The organism is Methylobacterium sp. J-001 (assembly GCF_022829565.1).
Classification (GTDB): domain Bacteria; phylum Pseudomonadota; class Alphaproteobacteria; order Rhizobiales; family Beijerinckiaceae; genus Methylobacterium.
Map to the genome: position 1 here is coordinate 1 of NZ_JAKSYN010000079.1, position 17,193 is coordinate 17,193.

The 17,193-nt window shown below is 63.7% G+C and carries 12 protein-coding genes and 1 pseudogene; 8 read left to right on the forward strand and 5 right to left on the reverse strand.

Annotated features, from left to right (window positions below):
- The coding region (locus MKK65_RS31145; protein ID WP_279596604.1) for a helix-turn-helix transcriptional regulator at positions 1-190 on the reverse strand (190 nt) is incomplete at its 3' end.
- Positions 191-223: 33 nt separating this feature from the next.
- A pseudogene (locus tag MKK65_RS31150) lies at positions 224-331 on the reverse strand (autoinducer binding domain-containing protein); the annotation flags it as partial.
- A 6-nt stretch (positions 332-337) separates the two neighbouring features.
- Between MKK65_RS31150 and MKK65_RS08505 the strand changes: the two are divergent.
- Positions 338-604, forward strand: coding sequence for a helix-turn-helix domain-containing protein (locus MKK65_RS08505; RefSeq protein ID WP_243957019.1), 267 nt, complete (start codon positions 338-340; stop codon positions 602-604).
- A gap of 44 nt (positions 605-648) precedes the next feature.
- A complete protein-coding gene (locus tag MKK65_RS08510; RefSeq protein WP_243957021.1) occupies positions 649-879 on the forward strand; it encodes a hypothetical protein in 231 nt (76 codons plus the stop codon).
- A gap of 173 nt (positions 880-1,052) precedes the next feature.
- On the opposite strand, the gene MKK65_RS08515 is transcribed toward MKK65_RS08510, so the two are convergent.
- A complete protein-coding gene (locus MKK65_RS08515) occupies positions 1,053-3,014 on the reverse strand; it encodes a response regulator (protein WP_243957022.1) in 1,962 nt (653 codons plus the stop codon).
- 612 nt (positions 3,015-3,626) lie between these two features.
- On the opposite strand from MKK65_RS08515, the gene MKK65_RS08520 reads away from it, so the two are divergent.
- From MKK65_RS08520 to MKK65_RS08540, 5 genes are all read left to right on the forward strand, one after another.
- A complete protein-coding gene (locus MKK65_RS08520; RefSeq protein WP_243957030.1) occupies positions 3,627-5,510 on the forward strand; it encodes an MHYT domain-containing protein in 1,884 nt (627 codons plus the stop codon).
- Positions 5,507-5,959 carry a response regulator gene (locus tag MKK65_RS08525; protein WP_243957023.1) on the forward strand — a complete coding sequence of 151 codons (453 nt, stop codon included), beginning with the start codon at positions 5,507-5,509 and terminating at the stop codon, positions 5,957-5,959. Before MKK65_RS08520 ends, MKK65_RS08525 begins: the two co-directional genes overlap by 4 nt.
- Positions 5,956-7,020 carry a response regulator gene (locus MKK65_RS08530; protein ID WP_243957024.1) on the forward strand — a complete coding sequence of 355 codons (1,065 nt, stop codon included), beginning with the start codon at positions 5,956-5,958 and terminating at the stop codon, positions 7,018-7,020. The genes MKK65_RS08525 and MKK65_RS08530 overlap by 4 nt, the downstream gene beginning before the upstream one ends.
- A 319-nt stretch (positions 7,021-7,339) precedes the next feature.
- Positions 7,340-7,948, forward strand: coding sequence for a hypothetical protein (locus tag MKK65_RS08535; protein WP_243957025.1), 609 nt, complete (start codon positions 7,340-7,342; stop codon positions 7,946-7,948).
- Between the two features lie 619 nt (positions 7,949-8,567).
- Positions 8,568-8,939 carry a transposase gene (locus tag MKK65_RS08540; RefSeq protein ID WP_147939981.1) on the forward strand — a complete coding sequence of 124 codons (372 nt, stop codon included), beginning with the start codon at positions 8,568-8,570 and terminating at the stop codon, positions 8,937-8,939.
- 73 nt (positions 8,940-9,012) lie between these two features.
- Here the strand turns inward: MKK65_RS08540 and MKK65_RS08545 are convergent, their stop codons facing one another.
- Positions 9,013-11,265 (reverse strand): TonB-dependent siderophore receptor, encoded by a 2,253-nt coding sequence (locus tag MKK65_RS08545; protein ID WP_243957026.1) that lies wholly within the window; start codon positions 11,263-11,265, stop codon positions 9,013-9,015.
- Between the two features lie 674 nt (positions 11,266-11,939).
- On the opposite strand from MKK65_RS08545, the gene MKK65_RS08550 reads away from it, so the two are divergent.
- The gene (locus MKK65_RS08550; protein ID WP_243957027.1) at positions 11,940-13,439 is read left to right on the forward strand and encodes a DUF2252 domain-containing protein; all 1,500 of its coding nucleotides are present in this window, start codon (positions 11,940-11,942) and stop codon (positions 13,437-13,439) included.
- Between the two features lie 25 nt (positions 13,440-13,464).
- Here MKK65_RS08550 and MKK65_RS08555 read toward each other — a convergent pair whose 3' ends face one another.
- Positions 13,465-16,518 carry a response regulator gene (locus MKK65_RS08555; RefSeq protein ID WP_243957028.1) on the reverse strand — a complete coding sequence of 1,018 codons (3,054 nt, stop codon included), beginning with the start codon at positions 16,516-16,518 and terminating at the stop codon, positions 13,465-13,467.
- Between the last annotated feature and the right edge of the window lie 675 nt (positions 16,519-17,193).

Consider the following 17,193-nt stretch of genomic DNA (forward strand, 5'->3'; position numbering starts at 1 on the left):
CGCGCAGGTGTGATTCGACCCGTTGTTCCGAGATGCCCATGATCTCGCCGATTTCCCAGTCGGTTTTTCCTTCAGCGGTCCACTGAAGGGTCTCCCGCTCGCGAGGTGAAAGGCCGGCGGATTGTTCGATTGGCTGACCGCGCACAAGCAGGCCGTAACCGACGGCGTAGCTCGCGACAAGCGTCAGCATTCCGCGATGCTCAGGGGCTATCTCGGGCCGGCGGCCCGCAAAGCTCATCCCGCCGATCTCACCCTCGACGGTCGTCAGGGGGACCGTGTAGCCGTCGCTAAGCCCAAACTCGGCCGCATGCTTGCGATGGCCCCTGGGCATCGCGGAATGCTGCCGCTTGTCGCGAGCTACGCCTTCGGTCACGGCCTGCTTGTGCGCGGTCAGCCAATCGAACAATCCGCCGGCCTTTCACCTCGCGAGCGTGAGACCCTTCAGTGGACCGCTGAAGGAAAAACCGACTGGGAAATCGGCGAGATCATGGGCATCTCGGAACACGGGGTCGACTCACACCTGCGCGGGGTGCGCACGAAACTTCGAACACGCAATCGGGCGCAGTCTGTTGCCGAAGGTTTCCGGCTCGGTTTGATCGTCTAGGTACGGGGCATCCCGCATCGGCCGACAGAGAATTCGAGTAGCCCTTGGCGCACGACGAGCGAGACGATCATCTTCTGCGATTGATTGCGGCAGCCCTCAGCGTACCTGTGCAAGCGTTTGCGACTGAAATTGCTGTCGAACTGGAGAAGGCCGGTGATCTGCACGGCACATACCTGCTCGCCAGGTTGATCCGGGCTTTCCGCGCACTTCCGAACGACGATGAGCGGCTCGAGGCGCTCCGCATAATCGAAGAACGAACAAACCGGACTTCCTGACGCAGGCCGCACATCACACGCCGATAAAAGATGGTTCCGGGCGCCAACGTCTGGGCGGCCACGAACGACAGGATCTGGCCGTTAACAGTATGTCCGCTTCGAAGAATAACTGCCGCCAAAGCGGACACCGAAGAGGGCACGACGATAATACGGCTGAGCCGTCCTCGCCTTTCTCAGGCTGAGAGTCCCTTCAGCCTTTCAGCGAGACTCGCCGAGGCGAAGTCGCCGCGATTGAGGATCTGGCTCGCGCCGCGAAGCTTGCTTCGGTCCACCACAGAGAATTCTCGACCTGTCAGCACGATCACCGGGATATCAGAGCACCCGGGCAGCCCTCGAACGCCCTCGAGGAATCCGAAACCATCCATAACGGGCATGTTCAGGTCTACGATCACAACGTCCGGCCTGGTATCGCCCGCGAGTTGCAAGCCTTCCTCGCCGTTCGCGGCTTCCACGACCGACCAGCCGTCTTCCTCTAGGGTGGCGCGCATCGCCATGCGGGTTACGGCCTCGTCCTCAACAAGGAGCACGGTACCGCGCCAGTCCGTCTCCGCCAGCCTGAACTGGTTCACGATTTTGCCGAACCGCGACCAGTCGACCGGCTTCAGCATGTAGTCCGCGGCGCCGAGCGATGCCGCGAGATTGCGCTGATCGACAGACGTCACCATCACGACCGGGATCGGCGCCAGCATCTCGTCGGCTTTGATCTGGCTCAGCACCGACCATCCGTCCACGCCTGGCATCATCACGTCCAACAGTATGGCCCGAGGCCGCAGCATTCGGGCCAGATCGAGCCCACTCCTACCGTTCGTGGCTGTCCGTACCCGGAAGCCCTCGCGATGAAGAAACCGCGTGGTAAGCGCGAGTTGGTCCGTATCGTCGTCGATGACCAAGATGAGATCGCGTCCCACTTCATCGTCAGCGATGACGTCCGGATCAGGCGAGGTTTGCTCGTCGACCGCGGCGACGTAGGTCGCTGGCACGGTGAAGGCAAACTTGCTGCCCTGGCCTGGGACGCTGGACACCGTGATGGTCCCCGCGAGCATGTCGGCGAAAGAACGTGTCAGTGAAAGGCCGAGCCCGGTCCCGCCAAAGTTGCGTGTTGTCGAAGCATCGGCCTGCTCGAAACGCCGGAACAAGCGCGACACTTGCTCAGCCGTCATCCCTATTCCAGTATCCGCGACTGAGAAAGAAAGCCTGTCGCCACACGGAACGTCGGTGATGCGCGCGGCGGCAAGCGTGATGGTCCCGCTTTCCGTGAACTTGGCTGCGTTGCTCAGGAAATTGAACAGCACCTGCCGCGTCTTGGTCAGGTCGGAACGCATCCGGCCCAACTCGGGCGCGAGTTGCATCTTCAATGTGTTGCCCTTCTTGCTGACCAGCGTCGCGACCGAACTCGCCACGTCACGCAGCATGTCTTCCACAGCAAAATCTTCGACATAGACATCCATCTTGCCGCTCTCGACTTTCGAGAGGTCCAACACATCGTTGATGAGCCCGAGCAGGTGACGGGCGTTGCGCTCGACCTTGCCAATGTCAGCTACAAGGTTCGATGCATCGCAGCCGTCCGCGATCTCCTCCCCCATCATCTCGCTGTAGCCGATGATGGCGGAAAGTGGGGTGCGGAGTTCGTGGCTCATATTCGCCAGGAAATCGCTCTTCGCAGTGTTAGCCTGCTCAGCCACTTCCTTAGCAGCCTCCGCCGCAGCGTTGGCGCTGGTCAGCGCCGCCTCCCTATCAACGAGGATGTAGTTCGCTGCGTTAAGCCGCTCCAGCGTGGCTTCGTTCTGCACGACGGAGCGGCGCAACGCGTGGCAGATCCACACCATGGTCGCGCCGACCGTCACGTACTGACACAACAGCGCGACGTCGACGCCGCCGAGTATCCCGTCGCGCGTATAGAACCACGTGGCGATCAAGGTGGACAACGACAGCGCCAGCGTCCCGGCCCCCCAGCCGAAAGCCAGGGTGACGACCAGGAGGACAGGAATGTACAGCAGAAACGGGGCAACATGGGCCGGAGCCAGGAACCGAACGAACGTCATGGCGCCGATCAACACCAGCGTAACACCGTAGTCGATTACCGGCGAATGACGCCGGCGGGCGACCGTCCCGATCAATTTGTGCAAGCTGCTCATGGGTAGTGAGTGTCACGACCCGTGAGCTATGGAAAGCGAGCGTTTCCCGCAGCTGCTAGAACTGGAACGAAACGAACGTTATGGCCAGTTGTCCGGTGCGGTGATCATGCTTGGGTGCACGGGCCAACCGCGTTAAGCGCGAATCAACCGGCTGGATCTGGCCAATAGCACCTGGGTAATTTGAAGTTATATGACGCAATTGAGCGAACGCTGGTTTGCACAAATAGGATAATACCTGAACAATCCAACAGCGAATGATCGTACAGCACTTTAGCTACCGGCATTTAAAGAGCGTGAATCAATGATTTTGATTAATCAACTACGATTAAAACTCTGATCGATCGGATCATTCGGCCGCAAGACACCGGTCATGTTCTTTTTAATTTGACTGCTATCACCTTCCCACGGTGTACCAGTATCTCCGCCTAAGGGTATGCTACGCTCTCAGGGCTCCATTCACCTACGCCGAGCCGTGCGCCTGGGCCGCCGACCAACTGGAGTCACGCGGAAGGCGGGATATGGATATGGCACACGTTCACGGCGAAGCGGTTCCTTTCGGCCTCGAACAGTGCGAGATCTCCTGATCCCTTTTTTGTGCTCGCTGCCGCATCGATGGTCCACACTGGCTACAATCCTGCCCTCGTCGCCCTCTCGATCGCCATCGCGGTCTTCGCTGCCTACACCGCGCTCGATCTCGGAGCTCGCGTCCGGGGTACCCCAACCGGCTTGCGGTTGGCGTGGATCGCCGGGGCGTCGTTGGCGATGGGGGGCGGCATCTGGTCGATGCATTTCGTTGGCATGCTTGCTTTCGAGATGGGTCTGCCAGCCGCCTACGACCTCGGCCTCACTCTACTCTCACTCCTGATCGCCGTCGGCACCACCGGCGCCGCTTTCGCTTGGGTCAACCGGACCGGAGGGCTCCGGCGGGACATCCTGATCAGCGGACCGCTGATGGGCTTTGGCGTCGCGGGGATGCACTACACCGGCATGGCGGCGATGCGGGTGCCGGGCAACCTCGCCTATAACCCGACCATCGTCGTTCTATCCGTCGTGATCGCGGTAACAGCGGCGACGACCGCCTTGTGGTTGACGTTCCGGCAGCACGGCCTCGGACAGAAATTAGCGGCCGCTTGCGTCATGGGTTTGGCCGTGGCCGGCATGCACTACACCGGCATGGCCGCAGCCACCTTTACCGCTGAGGAAGCAGGTGCCCATCACGCACATGCCGCAATTCTTAATCCCGGACAGCAATCTCTCGCCTTGTACGTCGCCGGCGCGACCTTCCTGATCCTGTTCCTGGCCATGCTCGCCTCGTCCATCGATCAGCAGCGAGTCCAGCGCGACCTACGGGCGAGCGAGGCGCGCTTCCGCGCCGCGGTCCAAGCCGTGCGTGGCGTGCTTTGGACCAACGACGCCGAGGGCCGGATGGTCGGCGAGCAACCCGGCTGGTCGGCGCTGACCGGGCAGGCCCGCGCAGAGTATGAAGGGTTTGGCTGGGCCGAAGCCGTCCATCCCGATGACGCGCCGGCCACGATCGCTGCATGGCAGGCGAATCTCGCCCGACAAGGCACCTTTGTCCATGAGCACCGGGTGCAGGACGTGGACGGGAGCTGGCGCCACTGCGCGATCAGGGCAGTGCCGGTGCGGGATGCGCGCGGAGTTATCCGCGAATGGGTCGGCGTTCACACCGACATCACGGAGCAGCGCGAGGCGGAGGCTGAGCTGCGGGAGTCAAACGAAGAACTTCAGCGGTATGCGTACATCGTCAGCCACGACCTGCGGTCTCCGCTGGTCAACGTCATGGGTTTCACCAGCGAGTTAGAGGCGACGCGCGAGGACGTGCGCGCCGCGCTCGATTCTCATCCGCATGCATCCCGGATCGACGCAGATCTCGGCGAGGCACTCGGCTTCATCAAGGCTGCCGTCAATCGGATGGAGGGCTTGATCGCCGCCATCCTAAAACTCTCGCGCGAGGGCCGGCGCACGTTCAGCGTGGAGCCCCTTGAAACGACCGCCCTGATCCAGAGCATCGCCGACGCGCAGCGACACCAGACTGAGGCGGCCGGCGCGACGGTCACCGTCGCGCCGGATCTGCCACGGATCGTGGCCGACCGGCTGGCGGTCGAGCAGGTGTTCGGCAACCTCATCGATAACGCGGTCAAGTACCTCGATCCCGCTCGGCCCGGATTGGTCGAGGTCACGGCCCAGTCGCTGGGCGAACGCCGAGTCCGCTTCGCCGTCACTGACAACGGACGCGGCATCGCCGAGCGCGACCACGCCCGCGTGTTCGAACTGTTCCGCCGCTCGGGCGTACAGGACCGTCCTGGCGAAGGGATCGGACTCGCCCACGTCAAGGCCCTGGTCCGCTCGCTCGGCGGCCGCATCGACGTCGCCTCCGAACTCGGCCGCGGCACGACCTTCAGCGTGACGCTGCCTCGGACGGCGGCTACAGCAAAGCCCATCGACGGCGAAGCGATGCGGCTGGCCGCGGAATGACCTGGGAGCCCGCCGTGCACTCTGTCAGCATCGTGATGATCGAGGATGACGAGGGCCACGCCCGGCTGATCGAGCGCAATATTCGCCGTGCCGGTGTCAACAACGAGATCGTGACATTCCGTGACGGAACGTCGGCACTGGCATACCTGCTCGGACCGGACGGCTCGGGCGAGGCGAGCGCGCGGCGCCATCTGCTGATCCTCCTCGACCTCAATCTGCCAGACATGACCGGCATCGACATTCTGGAAAAGGTGAAGGCCAACCCGCACACCAAGCGCTCCCCCGTCGTGATACTCACGACCACAGACGACAGTCGCGAGGTCCAGCGCTGCTACGATCTCGGCGCCAACGTCTACATCACCAAGCCAGTCAATTACGAAGGCTTCGCCAACGCGATCCGTCAGCTCGGCCTGTTCTTCTCGGTGATGCAGGTGCCCGAGAACCCATGAAGCCCCTGACCGACGGCCCGACCATGGACGCGGTGTCCGCACGCATCCTGTACATCGACGACGATCCCGGCCTCGGGCGGCTGGTGCAGCGCTCGCTAACCGCACGCGGCCATACCGTCGAGCTCGTGGCCGACGGCGAGTCGGGCTTGATGCGGCTGACCCAGGGCGGCATCGACTTGGTGGCCCTCGACCATCACATGCCGGGGCAAAGTGGGCTCGACCTTTTGCCCAAGATCCGCGTGTTGCCGAACCCGCCGCCCGTCATCTACGTCACCGGTTCGGAGGACAGTCGGGTTGCCGTGGCGGCGCTGAAAGCCGGGGCCGTCGACTACGTGTGGAAGGACGTTCAGGGCCAGTTCCGCGAACTGCTGGGGGAGGCTGTCGACACGGCGCTACGGCAGGAAGAACTCCGGCGGGCCAAGGAGCGGGCAGAAGCCGCCGTGCGCGAGGCGCGCGACCGGGCGGAGATGCTCCTTCGGGAGGTCAATCATCGCGTCGCGAACTCGCTCGCGCTTGTTGCGGCGCTCACGCATATGCAGACCGCTGCCGTGTCGGACCCAGCGGCCAAGGCTGCACTGCTGGAGATGCAGGCACGCATCTCGGCCATCGCCGGGATACATCGGCGGCTCTACACCTCGGACGACGTCGAGGCGGTTGAACTCGACGCCTACCTCGCGAGCTTGGTCGAAGAATTACAAGTCTCGATGCGAGCGAGCGGCCGCGATCACGCGATTCGGCTCAGCGCCGAGCCGGTGCGGCTTGCCACCGACAAGGCCGTTTCCCTGGGGGTGGTAGTCACGGAGTTGGTGACCAACGCATACAAGTACGCTTACCCGCCGGAGATCCGCGGAGAGATCCGCGTAGCTATCGGGCGGGCGGACGCGGGTGGCTTGATGCTAATTGTCGAGGACGACGGGGTGGGCTGGAGCGGCGAGGGCAAACCGCGTGGAACGGGCCTCGGCTCACGCATAGTCCGCGCGATGGCGACCAACCTGCACTCTGCCCTGATCTACGGAACGGGCACGGGTGGGACGCGGGCCATGCTTTCTTTCCAGGTTTAAGGTCGGCCTCGTCGGAACGAATGGTCGGCAAATGGGCCAGGGTCGATGCCCCTGGCCGGATCTGGCCGTAAGCGGCCTGTCCGCTTCGGAGCAGGTCTGTCAGAAAAGCGGACGCGCAGCTTTCGACCCATCTCGGTCGTCAGGACCGCCGTCTCCGCTTCCTGAAAAGCGGCCGTTGGTCATTCATCTGGCAGCTTCGTGGGGGTTGATAAGCAGTCGCCATCCTGATCCTGGTAAGCTTGCATCTTAAGTTTACACGGCCCAATCAAACTGCGGGAATGAGGGTGCGGGTGACCGCCCCGTCCCTACGAAATACGCAATGAGAACGATCCTTGGCTTGTTTGTTTTGTTTCTGGGTGGATGCGTCGTTGCGGCGATGCTAACGCCTCCGGGTCGAGCGACTTATGTCGGCCCGTGCACACCATTGCGCGTAGTAGAAGCCATTGTTGGCGGCGTTTCTCTTTCTATACCAAGCGCCATGCAACCAGATTTTTTGGAAAGTACGGGACAAGAAAAGATACATAGAGATCGTGAGTTGCGCCATTATTGCAAAGAGCAGGCCGCGTTCCCATTGCTGGTGCAGTATGTTTCGTTGAAACGCTACCCCAGTGGCAAACCTTTCGGCCCGGAGATGGTGGCCATTCACCTCGCCGATAATCCTAATCGAGCAGCAGGAGAAAAGGCTATTTTAAGCAGTGGAGCAACCTTAGGACCAAAATTTTTGGGCGAACCTACAATCGTCATTATGATGGTCCCTTCAAAGACGGTAAAAGGTCCGACAAGGCTCTATCGAGTTGTTGGGCGTTTTTATAATGCACAAGCTACATTCGACTTAGATACTATATCACACCCCGATCCGACACCGATCCTGCGGTCTGCGGAAGAAATATTGAGCAAGATCCGGGTCGATCTGTCAAAACCGGACTGATTGATCGTATAGTCGTCACACGAGGAGCATGTCGCGGACATGAATATTGGCCTAATAGTGGAAGTAACCGTAGAATGGCATGGGTCATGAGCGGGCTCGGCGGCGATGTCAGCTTCCATGCATTGCTGCTACAAAGCGGACGGGCAGCAAACCACCCAACCCAGCCATTCCGACGCGGCTGCCGATGTGGCTGAAGCTGGCCGACAGCGGCCGGTCCGCTTCGGGGAAAAAGCACTGGAGAAGCGGACAGCTTTTTGATGACCCAATCCAGCTGTTCGGACGGCTGTCGGCGCTCCCCCAAGGCGGCCGTCCGTTAGCCAACTTGAAATTTCGGAAGAGGTGGACATATGAAGTTGAGTCGTTACTCGAAAGCCGACAACATACTAACGCTGTACCAGCTAACGACTGCGATCTGGCCACGAAAGTTCGGATTTTTATGTAAAATTTCTAGACGCATCCGAAAATAATAAGTTGATTCTAAAGAGATTACTTTTGCTGGAACATCAGCAAATCGATGTAGACCGTCTGACGCCTGGCTCGTCGAGTCGGCACCGAAAGCCTTGCGATCTCATTGGAGCTATTCTAAAAAGGTTAGAGCGTCGCGGATGGCCTACGTCGTATGGTCGATCAGGAAGGCTTGTTCTGGCTCAGCGACGCGCAGTGGGCTGTCATTGCCCCCTACATGCCTAACTCAGTCGCCGAGCACCTAGACGACCGTCACACCGTGTCCGGCATCATCCATGTGTCGCTGACAGGATGCCGGTGGCCAGATTGCCCGGCAGTGTACGGTCCGCGCGGCTCCGTCTATCGACGTTTCAGTCGATGGCGCCATCGACCCTTCTGGTCGGCCATGCTGAAGAAGCTGTCCGATGCCGGGTGGACCGATGAAGCCCGCGCCCTCGATCCCGTGGCGATGGCGCGATCACGTCCACGCCGGCGTGGCCTGAGAATTGACCGCAAATGGCGCGCCCCCCCCGGAGCGACCATCTGACGACCGACGCACCACAGATTGAGTGGTGCGCCGCAGGCTCAACGCATGGCAGGCGAACTGCAGGAGTGTCTCCTCACCACTTATAGCTGATGCTCGCCAATACCTGTCTCGCCTGACCGTAAAAACAGGCGTTGACCGTCTGACAGGACGAGACGAAGCGCCGATCAGCGATGTTCGTCGCGTTCACCTGGAAGCGCCAACGATCCCAGTTGTAGTGAACCTGCGCGTCGAACAGCACGTACTCAGGCACGTGGAAAATATTGGCCTGATCCGCGAAGGACCGACCGATGTAACGCGCACCGCCGCCGAACCCGAAGCCGCGCAGCTCGCCTGTCGGGAAGGTGTAGTCGAAGAACACGTTGGCGAAGTTCTCCGGGGTGTTCACCGGAACCTTACCGATGAGGGTGGGATCACCGTTCTTCTCGTTGGTCAGCCCGTAGATCGTGTACGAGGCGGACACGTTGAGGCCGCTGAACACGGTGGCGGTGAGCTGCGCCTCGAATCCGGTCGAGCGCACCTCGCCGAGCTGCGACTGGAACTGTGGGTTGGTTGGGTTCGCCGTCAGCACGTTCTGGCGGTGGATGTCGAAGCCGGCCAAGGTGACGAAGTAGCCCTGGCCCGGCGGCTCGAACTTGACGCCACCCTCGATCTGGTCACCCGTCTCGGGCCTGAACGTTCGGTTGTTGATGTCGGTGCCAATCAAGGGCTGGAATGAGGTCGAGTAGCTGACGTACGGCGCGAGGCCGAAGTCGAAGTTGTAGATCAGCGCCGTACGGTAGGTGGTCGCGGTATCATTGCGACCGTCGTTCCGGGCGCCATTGGTGAGCTTGTCGTTGATCCGGTTCTCGGCGAAGTCCTGGCGAACACCGACCAACAGGGTCAGTTGGTCGGTGAGCTTGATCTGATCCTGCCCGTAGAGGCCGAGCTGCTTGAAGGTGTCGAAGTTGACCTGGTAGGGACCCGGCGTGCCGGCGGGACCACCGTAAGCAGGGGCCAGGATGTTGAGGTCCGGCGCGGAGTAGAACGGGTTCGCGCCGAAGTTCGTGCCCTGATTGTCGCTCAGCCGGTAATCCTTGTAGTCGACACCCATGAGCAGATCATGGCGGAAGAAGCCGTCGAAGAAGCGCGCCTCTGCCTGATTGTCGACCTGGAAGATGTTGACCCGGTCCTTCACGAGGAACTGGTAGCGGGCGAGCTGGGTCTGCGTCGCGTCTCCGAAGGCGTAGCCGTTGCCGATGTACGAGTTCTGATAGCTGTCGCCGAACGAGTAGCGCAGGTTCTGACGGAACGACCACGTGTCGTTGAAGACGTGCTCGAACTGGTAGCCGAGGAACGCCTGATCGCGCTGGAAGGTGTTGAAGTCGCGATCCCCGACGTTGGTCGAGCGCAGGATGCGCAGGCCAAGCGCCTGCGGGCGAACCGTGCCGGCGTAGGGCAGGAAGTTCGCCGACACGCCGGTCGTGTCATGCTGGAATGCGGTCAGGACCGTGAAGGTCGTCGCCCCGTCCGGCTTGTAGGTGAACGCGGGTGCGATGAAGTAGCTGTTGTCCTGCAGACCGTCGATCTGCGTGCCACCGTTGCGGCCGTATCCGGTCAAGCGATAGAAGTAGTGCCCCTCCTTGTCGACCGGGCCGCCGACGTCGAAGGCGGCGTACTTCTGACCATACGAGCCGCCGCCGACCTCGACGTAGCCGAACGGATCCTCGGTTGGGCGCTTGCTGACCTGGTTGATGATGCCGCCGATCGGGCCGGCGCCGAACAGCACCGCAGCGGGCCCGCGCAGCACCTCGACGCGCTCCAGCCCGAAGGTGTCGTAGCGGAAGTAGCCGAAGCCGTAGTTCAGCGTCTGCAAGCCGTTCAGGTAGAGGCCGTAGTCGCTCGCCACGAAGCCGCGCAGGAGGAAGTAGTCCAAGCGCGTGTCGTAGCCGAACGGGCTGGCGTAGGTGCCGGCCACGTACTGCGTCGCCTGGGATAGGTTCTGCGCGTTCTGGGCGTCGAGTTGCTGGCGTCCTACGACGGTGATCGACTGCGGCGTCTCGATCAGCGGCGTGTTGGTTTTGAGAGCGGTGACGGAGCGCTTGGCGACGAAGCCGTCGATTGGCCCATTCGGGTTCTCGGGCTGGCCGGGTCCCGGTTGTCCGGACGAGACCGGCCCATAGCGCTCACCGGCGCCCCGGCTCTCGACACTCAACTCGTCGAGCTGCACGCTACCTGCGTTCGCCGAGACGCCCCGTCGCGGCGTGTTCGCCTCCTGAGCGGAGGTTCGTCCCATCGCGCCGCCGAGCACCGCGAGGGAAACGCCCGCGAGGGCGAGCGAGCGTACCATGGTGTGTTGAGTGCTAATGATCTTCATAGCCCCGAGCCCGATCCAAGCAGCCGCCCGCGCTCGCCGCAAAGAGATGCAACGTGGCTGCCTTGTTGTTTGAAATTGTTATAAACTGCTGTTTTGCTTTACTTTTCTGCTTAACGGATACGGTTGAGACACAGGATGGACAAGACGGTTAGACCCCAACTTCGGTGGATACGGCGGACCAGTTGCAGCGAGGTCACAGCCGCGGACCGGTCACCGCACACCTCGCATCGGCAAACTTAGCGCAACGGCGTGTGAGGCTTCGGTCGCGAATAGTAAGCATCACAGGTTGATGCCACTGAAGATTCTATGCGACCGCCGAGGGTACAGCTGGCGACTAATTTATCTTCATTCATCCCATCTAGGCGGCCGCCCTAGAATCGTTGCGCCATCGCGATCACGCGACGCTGAGACCGCGCGGTGAGTTCGAGCCGCAGGGTGATGATGGGGAGGGGATAGTCATAGTTGCGAACGAGAGCGGGGCCTTCGTCGCCCAGCCACGCTGCTTGGCTGCAACCCTGCGGGCGAGGTGCCGAGCGATAGTGGCTGAGGATGCGGTGGGTTCGGTGTGCGGTTAAGTCCACGTTGAGCGGGAAGGTTTATTCCCTGGTCGAACCGTTGGTGTGGTCTGAGGCGGTTGGACGAGGTCGATGGAACGGTCAGCGCAGTCCACGGATACCTCATCGGCGGCGGCCGATGAGCATGAGGCGGTGATCGGAGCTGCCGAGGAGGCGGTCCTAGAGCCCCTGGCAGACTTCCCGCACATCGACCTGCGCTCGGGCGTGGAGCCGTGGGAGAAACGTCGCGCCGCCGGCAAGATCCTGCGCCTGGATCTACCGCATTCGGCTCATGCCGTGCTCGATCTCGCCCGCGACCGTCCCGACCCGGTCACGCTCATCGAGGCGGCCCACGACGGGCGACAGTCGCACCTGCTTCCGCTGCGGGTCGCCCGCATGGCGTCCTCGCCGTTCGCCTTCCTACGCGGGGCTGCTCAGGTCATGGCCTGGGATCTCGCACAGGGACCTCGCGGGGCGATCGACGTGGTGATGAACGGAGATGCCCATATCTCGAACTTCGGCCTGTTTGGCTCACCCCAGGGCGAGGTGGTGCTCGACCTCAACGACTTCGACGAGGTCACGGTCGGGCCGTGGGAGTGGGACCTGAAGCGCCTGTGCGCGAGCATCGAGGTCGCCGCGCGGGATGCCGACGTCCCGCCGGCCGAACGGCGGCAGGCGGTACTGAGCGCGGTGGCTGGTTACCAGCACACGATGGACGACCTCGCCCCGCGCGGTTCGCTCGACGTCTGGCAGCGCGCGGCGCGAGCCGAGGACCTCGCTTTCGCCGGCATCGAGATCGACGCGCGTTCGCAGGCCGTGGTGCGCAAGGCTGTCGAGAAGGCGCGGCGGAAGAACAACACGAGTTTGCTCGATCGAGTGGGCGAGCGGCGCACGGACGGCGGCTGGCGCTTCCGCGAGGAGCCGCCGATCCTCGTCCGCGTCGACGAGGCGACGCGCGAGGCTGTCACCACCGGCCTGGAGCGTTACGCCGAGACGCTGCCGCGCGAGCGGCGGTTCATGCTCAGCCGCTACCACGTGGTCGACGTCGCACACCGCGTCGTCGGCGTCGGCAGCGTCGGCACCCGGGCGTACGTCGCGCTGCTGTGCGGCAACTCGGACCAGGACGCGCTCTTCCTCCAGGTCAAGGAAGCCGTGCGACCGGCCCACGCGCCGTATCTACGCGGCATGCTCAAGCCCTACGCCGACCATGAGGGCGAGCGCGTGATCTACGGCCAGCGTCTGCTGCAGGCGGTGGGCGATCCGCTGCTGGGCTGGACGAAGATCGATGGTCGGCCGTTCTACGTGCGGCAGATGAAGAACATGAAGGGCGAGATTCCGGTCGCGCGCATGACCGGCCGGTCGCTGCTGTACTTCTCGCACGCCTACGGCGCCCTGCTGGCCAAGGCCCATGCGCGGACCGGGGATGCGGCGGCGATCGCGGGCTATTGCGGCCACGATGGCCGCGCCGACCTGCGGGAGGCCCTCGCCGATTGGGCGATGGCCTACGGTGACCGGAACGAGGCGGACTATCAGGCGTTCCGGACGGCCATCGCGGCGGGCAGGCTCCGAGCGGCCGACGACCCACATCTTTGATCTGGCGCATGCGTCGACGGGCTGATCACTCGGACGACGTCGTCATCCCGGATCCGTCGGCCTGATCAGATCCCAGCCCACCGTGTTGATGCTCGGCGGGATCGGCTCCGTAGAGCGTCGTCAGGAGCGCCGAGAGGTCGGAGAAGGACAGGCCGGCCTTCTGCACCACGCGGTCGGCCTGCCCGGCCAGCTGGCGGAAGTCGTCCGCCGTGACGTCCTTGGCCGTCAGAACCACCACGGGAATGTCGTACCACTCCGGGCGGGTGCGCAGCAGGCGCAGGAAGCCGAAGCCGTCGAGTTCCGGCATCATCAAATCGAGCAGGATCAACCGCGGCCGGTGCTCGCCGACCGCCGCCAGGCCCGCTCGGCCGTCCGCCGCCGTGACCACCTGCCAGCCGTCCCGGGTGAGCTGGGATGCCATCAACGCGCGCAGGTCGCCGTCGTCGTCCACGACCAGCACCGGCCCGTCATGGGCCTTCGGCCGGAACCGCTCCATCGCTTCCTTCAATTGTACCCAGTCGACCGGCTTCTGCAGGTAGTCGGTCGCCCCGAGCGAGAACGCGAGGTTCTGCTCGTCGAGCACCGTGACCATGATCACCGGCAGATCGCCGAGCTCCGGGTCGACGCGCAGGGTGCGCAGCACGGCCCATCCATCCATGCGCGGCATGGTTACGTCCAGCAGGATTGCGCGCGGACGCCGCGTGCGCGCCTGCTCGAGCCCTGCCATTCCATCAGCCGCCGTTGCGACGTGGAAGCCTTCCTTGGCCAGGAAGCGGGCGAGCAGGTCACGGGTGGCTTGATCGTCGTCGATGACCAAGACCTCGCTGCCGGCTATCGACTCGGCCGAGGGTTGCGGCGCCCGCGGGGATCTCGCCTGCGCCTGTCTCTCCTCGCCCTCGGCCACGCTCGCCAGCAGCGTCAGGGTGAAGGTCGTACCTTCACCCTGACGGCTCTCGACCGCGATGTCGCCGCCGAGCATGTGCGCGAACGCCCGGGTGATCGCCAACCCGAGCCCCGTGCCGCCGAAGCGCCGCGTGGTCGAGGCGTCGGCCTGACTGAAGCGCTTGAACAAGCGTGACGCCTGCTCCTCGCTCATGCCGATGCCGGTGTCGGCCACCGCGAACACCAGCCGATCACCCTCGGCGTCCGTCTGCCGGCGTGCCGACAGCGTAATTTCCCCGCCTTCCGTGAACTTTGCCGCGTTGCTCAGCAGGTTGATCAGGCACTGGCGCAGCTTGGTCGCGTCCGTGTACGCACCGCCAAGCCCGTCCGCGATGTCGAGGACCAGGGCGTTGCCCTTCTTCTCCACCAGGGCTTCCACCGTGGCGGCGACGTCGCGCACGGTCGCGGCGACGTCGATACTTTCCGGGTACACCTCCATGCGCTCGGCCTCGATCTTCGACAGATCGAGCACGTCGTTGATCAGCCCGAGCAAGTGGCGCGCGTTCGCCTCGATCTTCTTCATATCGGGCAGCAGGTCCGCCTGGCCGGCGTCCTCCATCTCCTCCTGCAGCATCTCCGAGTAGCCGATCACCGCCGAGAGCGGGGTGCGCAGCTCGTGGCTCATGTTGGCCAGGAACTCGGACTTGGCGCGGTTGGCCTCCTCGGCGGCGTCCTTCGCCGCCGCGAGGACGTGCTCGGAGCGCTTGCGCGCGTCGATGTCCGACACCACAACGACAGCGCCGATGAGCGCGCCTTCGGCATCCCGCATCGGCGCGCCGGCGAAGCCGACCCAGGCGCGGGCACCGTCGCCGCGCTGATAGTCGACCTCCAGCTCGGACTGTGGCTCGCCGGCGCGCACCACCTGGATCAGCGGCCACTCGCTCGGCTCGACCGGCCGGCCATTCTCGTGGAAGCCGACCCAGCGGGCCGGTCCCTCGCCGGGTTGCGCGGGCAGCACCCCGTGCCCGAGGATCGTCTCGGCGCGGGCGTTGTGGCCGGTGATCCGTCCGGACGGCGCGTCGGCGATGAGCACGCCCACCGGCAGTGTGTCGAGAACGCTCCGCAGCAGCGCTTCGCCCGCTCGGACCTGGGCCTCGGACAGGACGGCCGTAGTTACGTCCGCCACGACGAGGCCGACGCCGGTGGCCACAGCCGACCCTTCATCCTGGCACAGCGGGTAGAAGCTCATGCGGAAGTGGCGCATCCCGCCCGGCGCGCTCTCGCTCGGCACGCTGACCGGCACGTCAGCGCTGACGAGGCCGTGGTCGCGCGCCGCCTCCAGCAGCGGGGTGAGCTGATCTTCCAGCTTAGGGAGAAGCGTCCAGATCGGTGCGCCGAGATCCGCGCCGAAGCCGCGCTCGCTCATCGTCGCCAGGGCGCGGTTCATGTGACGGATGTTAAACCCGCCGTCGAGGAAGCCGAGCCCGACCGGGGCATTGGCGAGCACGCCCTCGAACAGCCCGCTGCTGCGTTGGCTCTCGCGGCGCCGTACTATCGTGAGGCGGACCAGCAGCACGATCGCGAGGGTCGCGCAAAGCAGGCTGAACGCCGTCAGAGCGGTGTAGCGCAAGCTGTCGCGACGGTCGTTCTCCGCCGACGCCTCCGCGGCGGATCGGTTGGCCGTCGCGGTGGCGGCACGGATCGCATCCATCAGGCGCTTGCCCGCGCCGGTCTCGATCAGGGCTTCTGCGCTGTCGAACCCCTGGTCACGCCGCGCGATCACGACCCGGTCGGAGAACACCGTCTCATCGCCGATCAGCTTGCGCACGGGAGCGAGTGCCGCGATCGCTGGATCGGAAGAGCCACCGTCGAGATTGTCGAGGAAGGCGCTCTCACCGGGGATGCGGCCGAGAGCATCGGCATAGGGTTCGAGGTACTCGGGCTTGCCGGTGAGCGCGTAGCCGCGCATGCCGGTCTCCAAATCCTTCATCGTCGAGAGCAGGCGCTCGCTGTGGCCGATCAACTCTCGGCGGTGCAACCGTTCGCGACGAGCGGCATCGCCGGCCACGAAGTTCCACCCGACCGCCGTCAAGGCCAGGGCGAGCAGGGCGTAGGCGAGCGGCGAACTGGGCAGCCCGGCGAGCGGACGCGCGCCCCGCAGGCCTGGACGCTGGATCAGCGGGTGGGTGTCGGGCATGCGAGCTACCTGCGCCCTCCACGATCGGGCATCGGCAAGTCGTAGCCGGGTTCACACATGATGCGCGAGCCCTGGCATCTAATTCGAATTTGCAATCAAAGGGCCCTGCGATGGAAGCGACTACAGGGTCTCTTCGTACCTCGTACGGTCGCGCATACCCATGTTTCTAGATCTGGCTGAAACCGGCCGGTCTGCTTCGAAGCCGTTTTGTCGGGAAAAGCGGACGACCTCCTACCGACCCGACCCTGCCGCCATGACCGTTGACAGCCTTCCCCGGCAGAGCGAGCGTACGTCTGCCATTCGGCAGGTTCGGTCTGGGGTGGAAACCGCACCCTGCTATTTCGCCCTAAAGCGAGCGCGGAGTGCAGCGTTCCAATAGGGCAAGTGCATTGGAACTGCCGCGCTGGAACGTGGCAGCTTGGACAGCATCAGCTCGACGAGAAAGTCGGCTTTGTGCCGAGCATCCGATCGGCTCTATCGATCGGCAGTCGTGACGACACAGCAATAAAAAAGCCAGCCCGAAGGCTGGCCCCGCGTTTGATCGGCCCCCACGAGGTGGTCCAAGGGTAGAGTTAGTGCACGGTGGGCCGCTCCGCCACGGGTAGCTTGGCCGGCGGAGCTGGTCTGGCAAGCGCAGCCGGCCAAGCGGAGAAGGCTGGCATGAACACCTCCGGG

What these genes read in the sequence shown, in the direction of transcription:
- MKK65_RS08530 (WP_243957024.1), top strand. Translation starts at nt 5,956, where the DNA reads ATGAAGCCCCTGACCGACGGCCCGACCATGGACGCGGTGTCCGCACGC.
- MKK65_RS08555 (WP_243957028.1), bottom strand. Translation starts at nt 16,518, where the DNA reads ATGCCCGACACCCACCCGCTGATCCAGCGTCCAGGCCTGCGGGGCGCG.
- MKK65_RS08540 (WP_147939981.1), top strand. Translation starts at nt 8,568, where the DNA reads ATGGTCGATCAGGAAGGCTTGTTCTGGCTCAGCGACGCGCAGTGGGCT.
- MKK65_RS08505 (WP_243957019.1), top strand. Translation starts at nt 338, where the DNA reads ATGCTGCCGCTTGTCGCGAGCTACGCCTTCGGTCACGGCCTGCTTGTG.
- MKK65_RS08525 (WP_243957023.1), top strand. Translation starts at nt 5,507, where the DNA reads ATGACCTGGGAGCCCGCCGTGCACTCTGTCAGCATCGTGATGATCGAG.
- MKK65_RS08545 (WP_243957026.1), bottom strand. Translation starts at nt 11,265, where the DNA reads ATGGTACGCTCGCTCGCCCTCGCGGGCGTTTCCCTCGCGGTGCTCGGC.
- MKK65_RS08550 (WP_243957027.1), top strand. Translation starts at nt 11,940, where the DNA reads ATGGAACGGTCAGCGCAGTCCACGGATACCTCATCGGCGGCGGCCGAT.
- MKK65_RS08520 (WP_243957030.1), top strand. Translation starts at nt 3,627, where the DNA reads ATGGTCCACACTGGCTACAATCCTGCCCTCGTCGCCCTCTCGATCGCC.
- MKK65_RS08515 (WP_243957022.1), bottom strand. Translation starts at nt 3,014, where the DNA reads ATGAGCAGCTTGCACAAATTGATCGGGACGGTCGCCCGCCGGCGTCAT.
- MKK65_RS08535 (WP_243957025.1), top strand. Translation starts at nt 7,340, where the DNA reads ATGAGAACGATCCTTGGCTTGTTTGTTTTGTTTCTGGGTGGATGCGTC.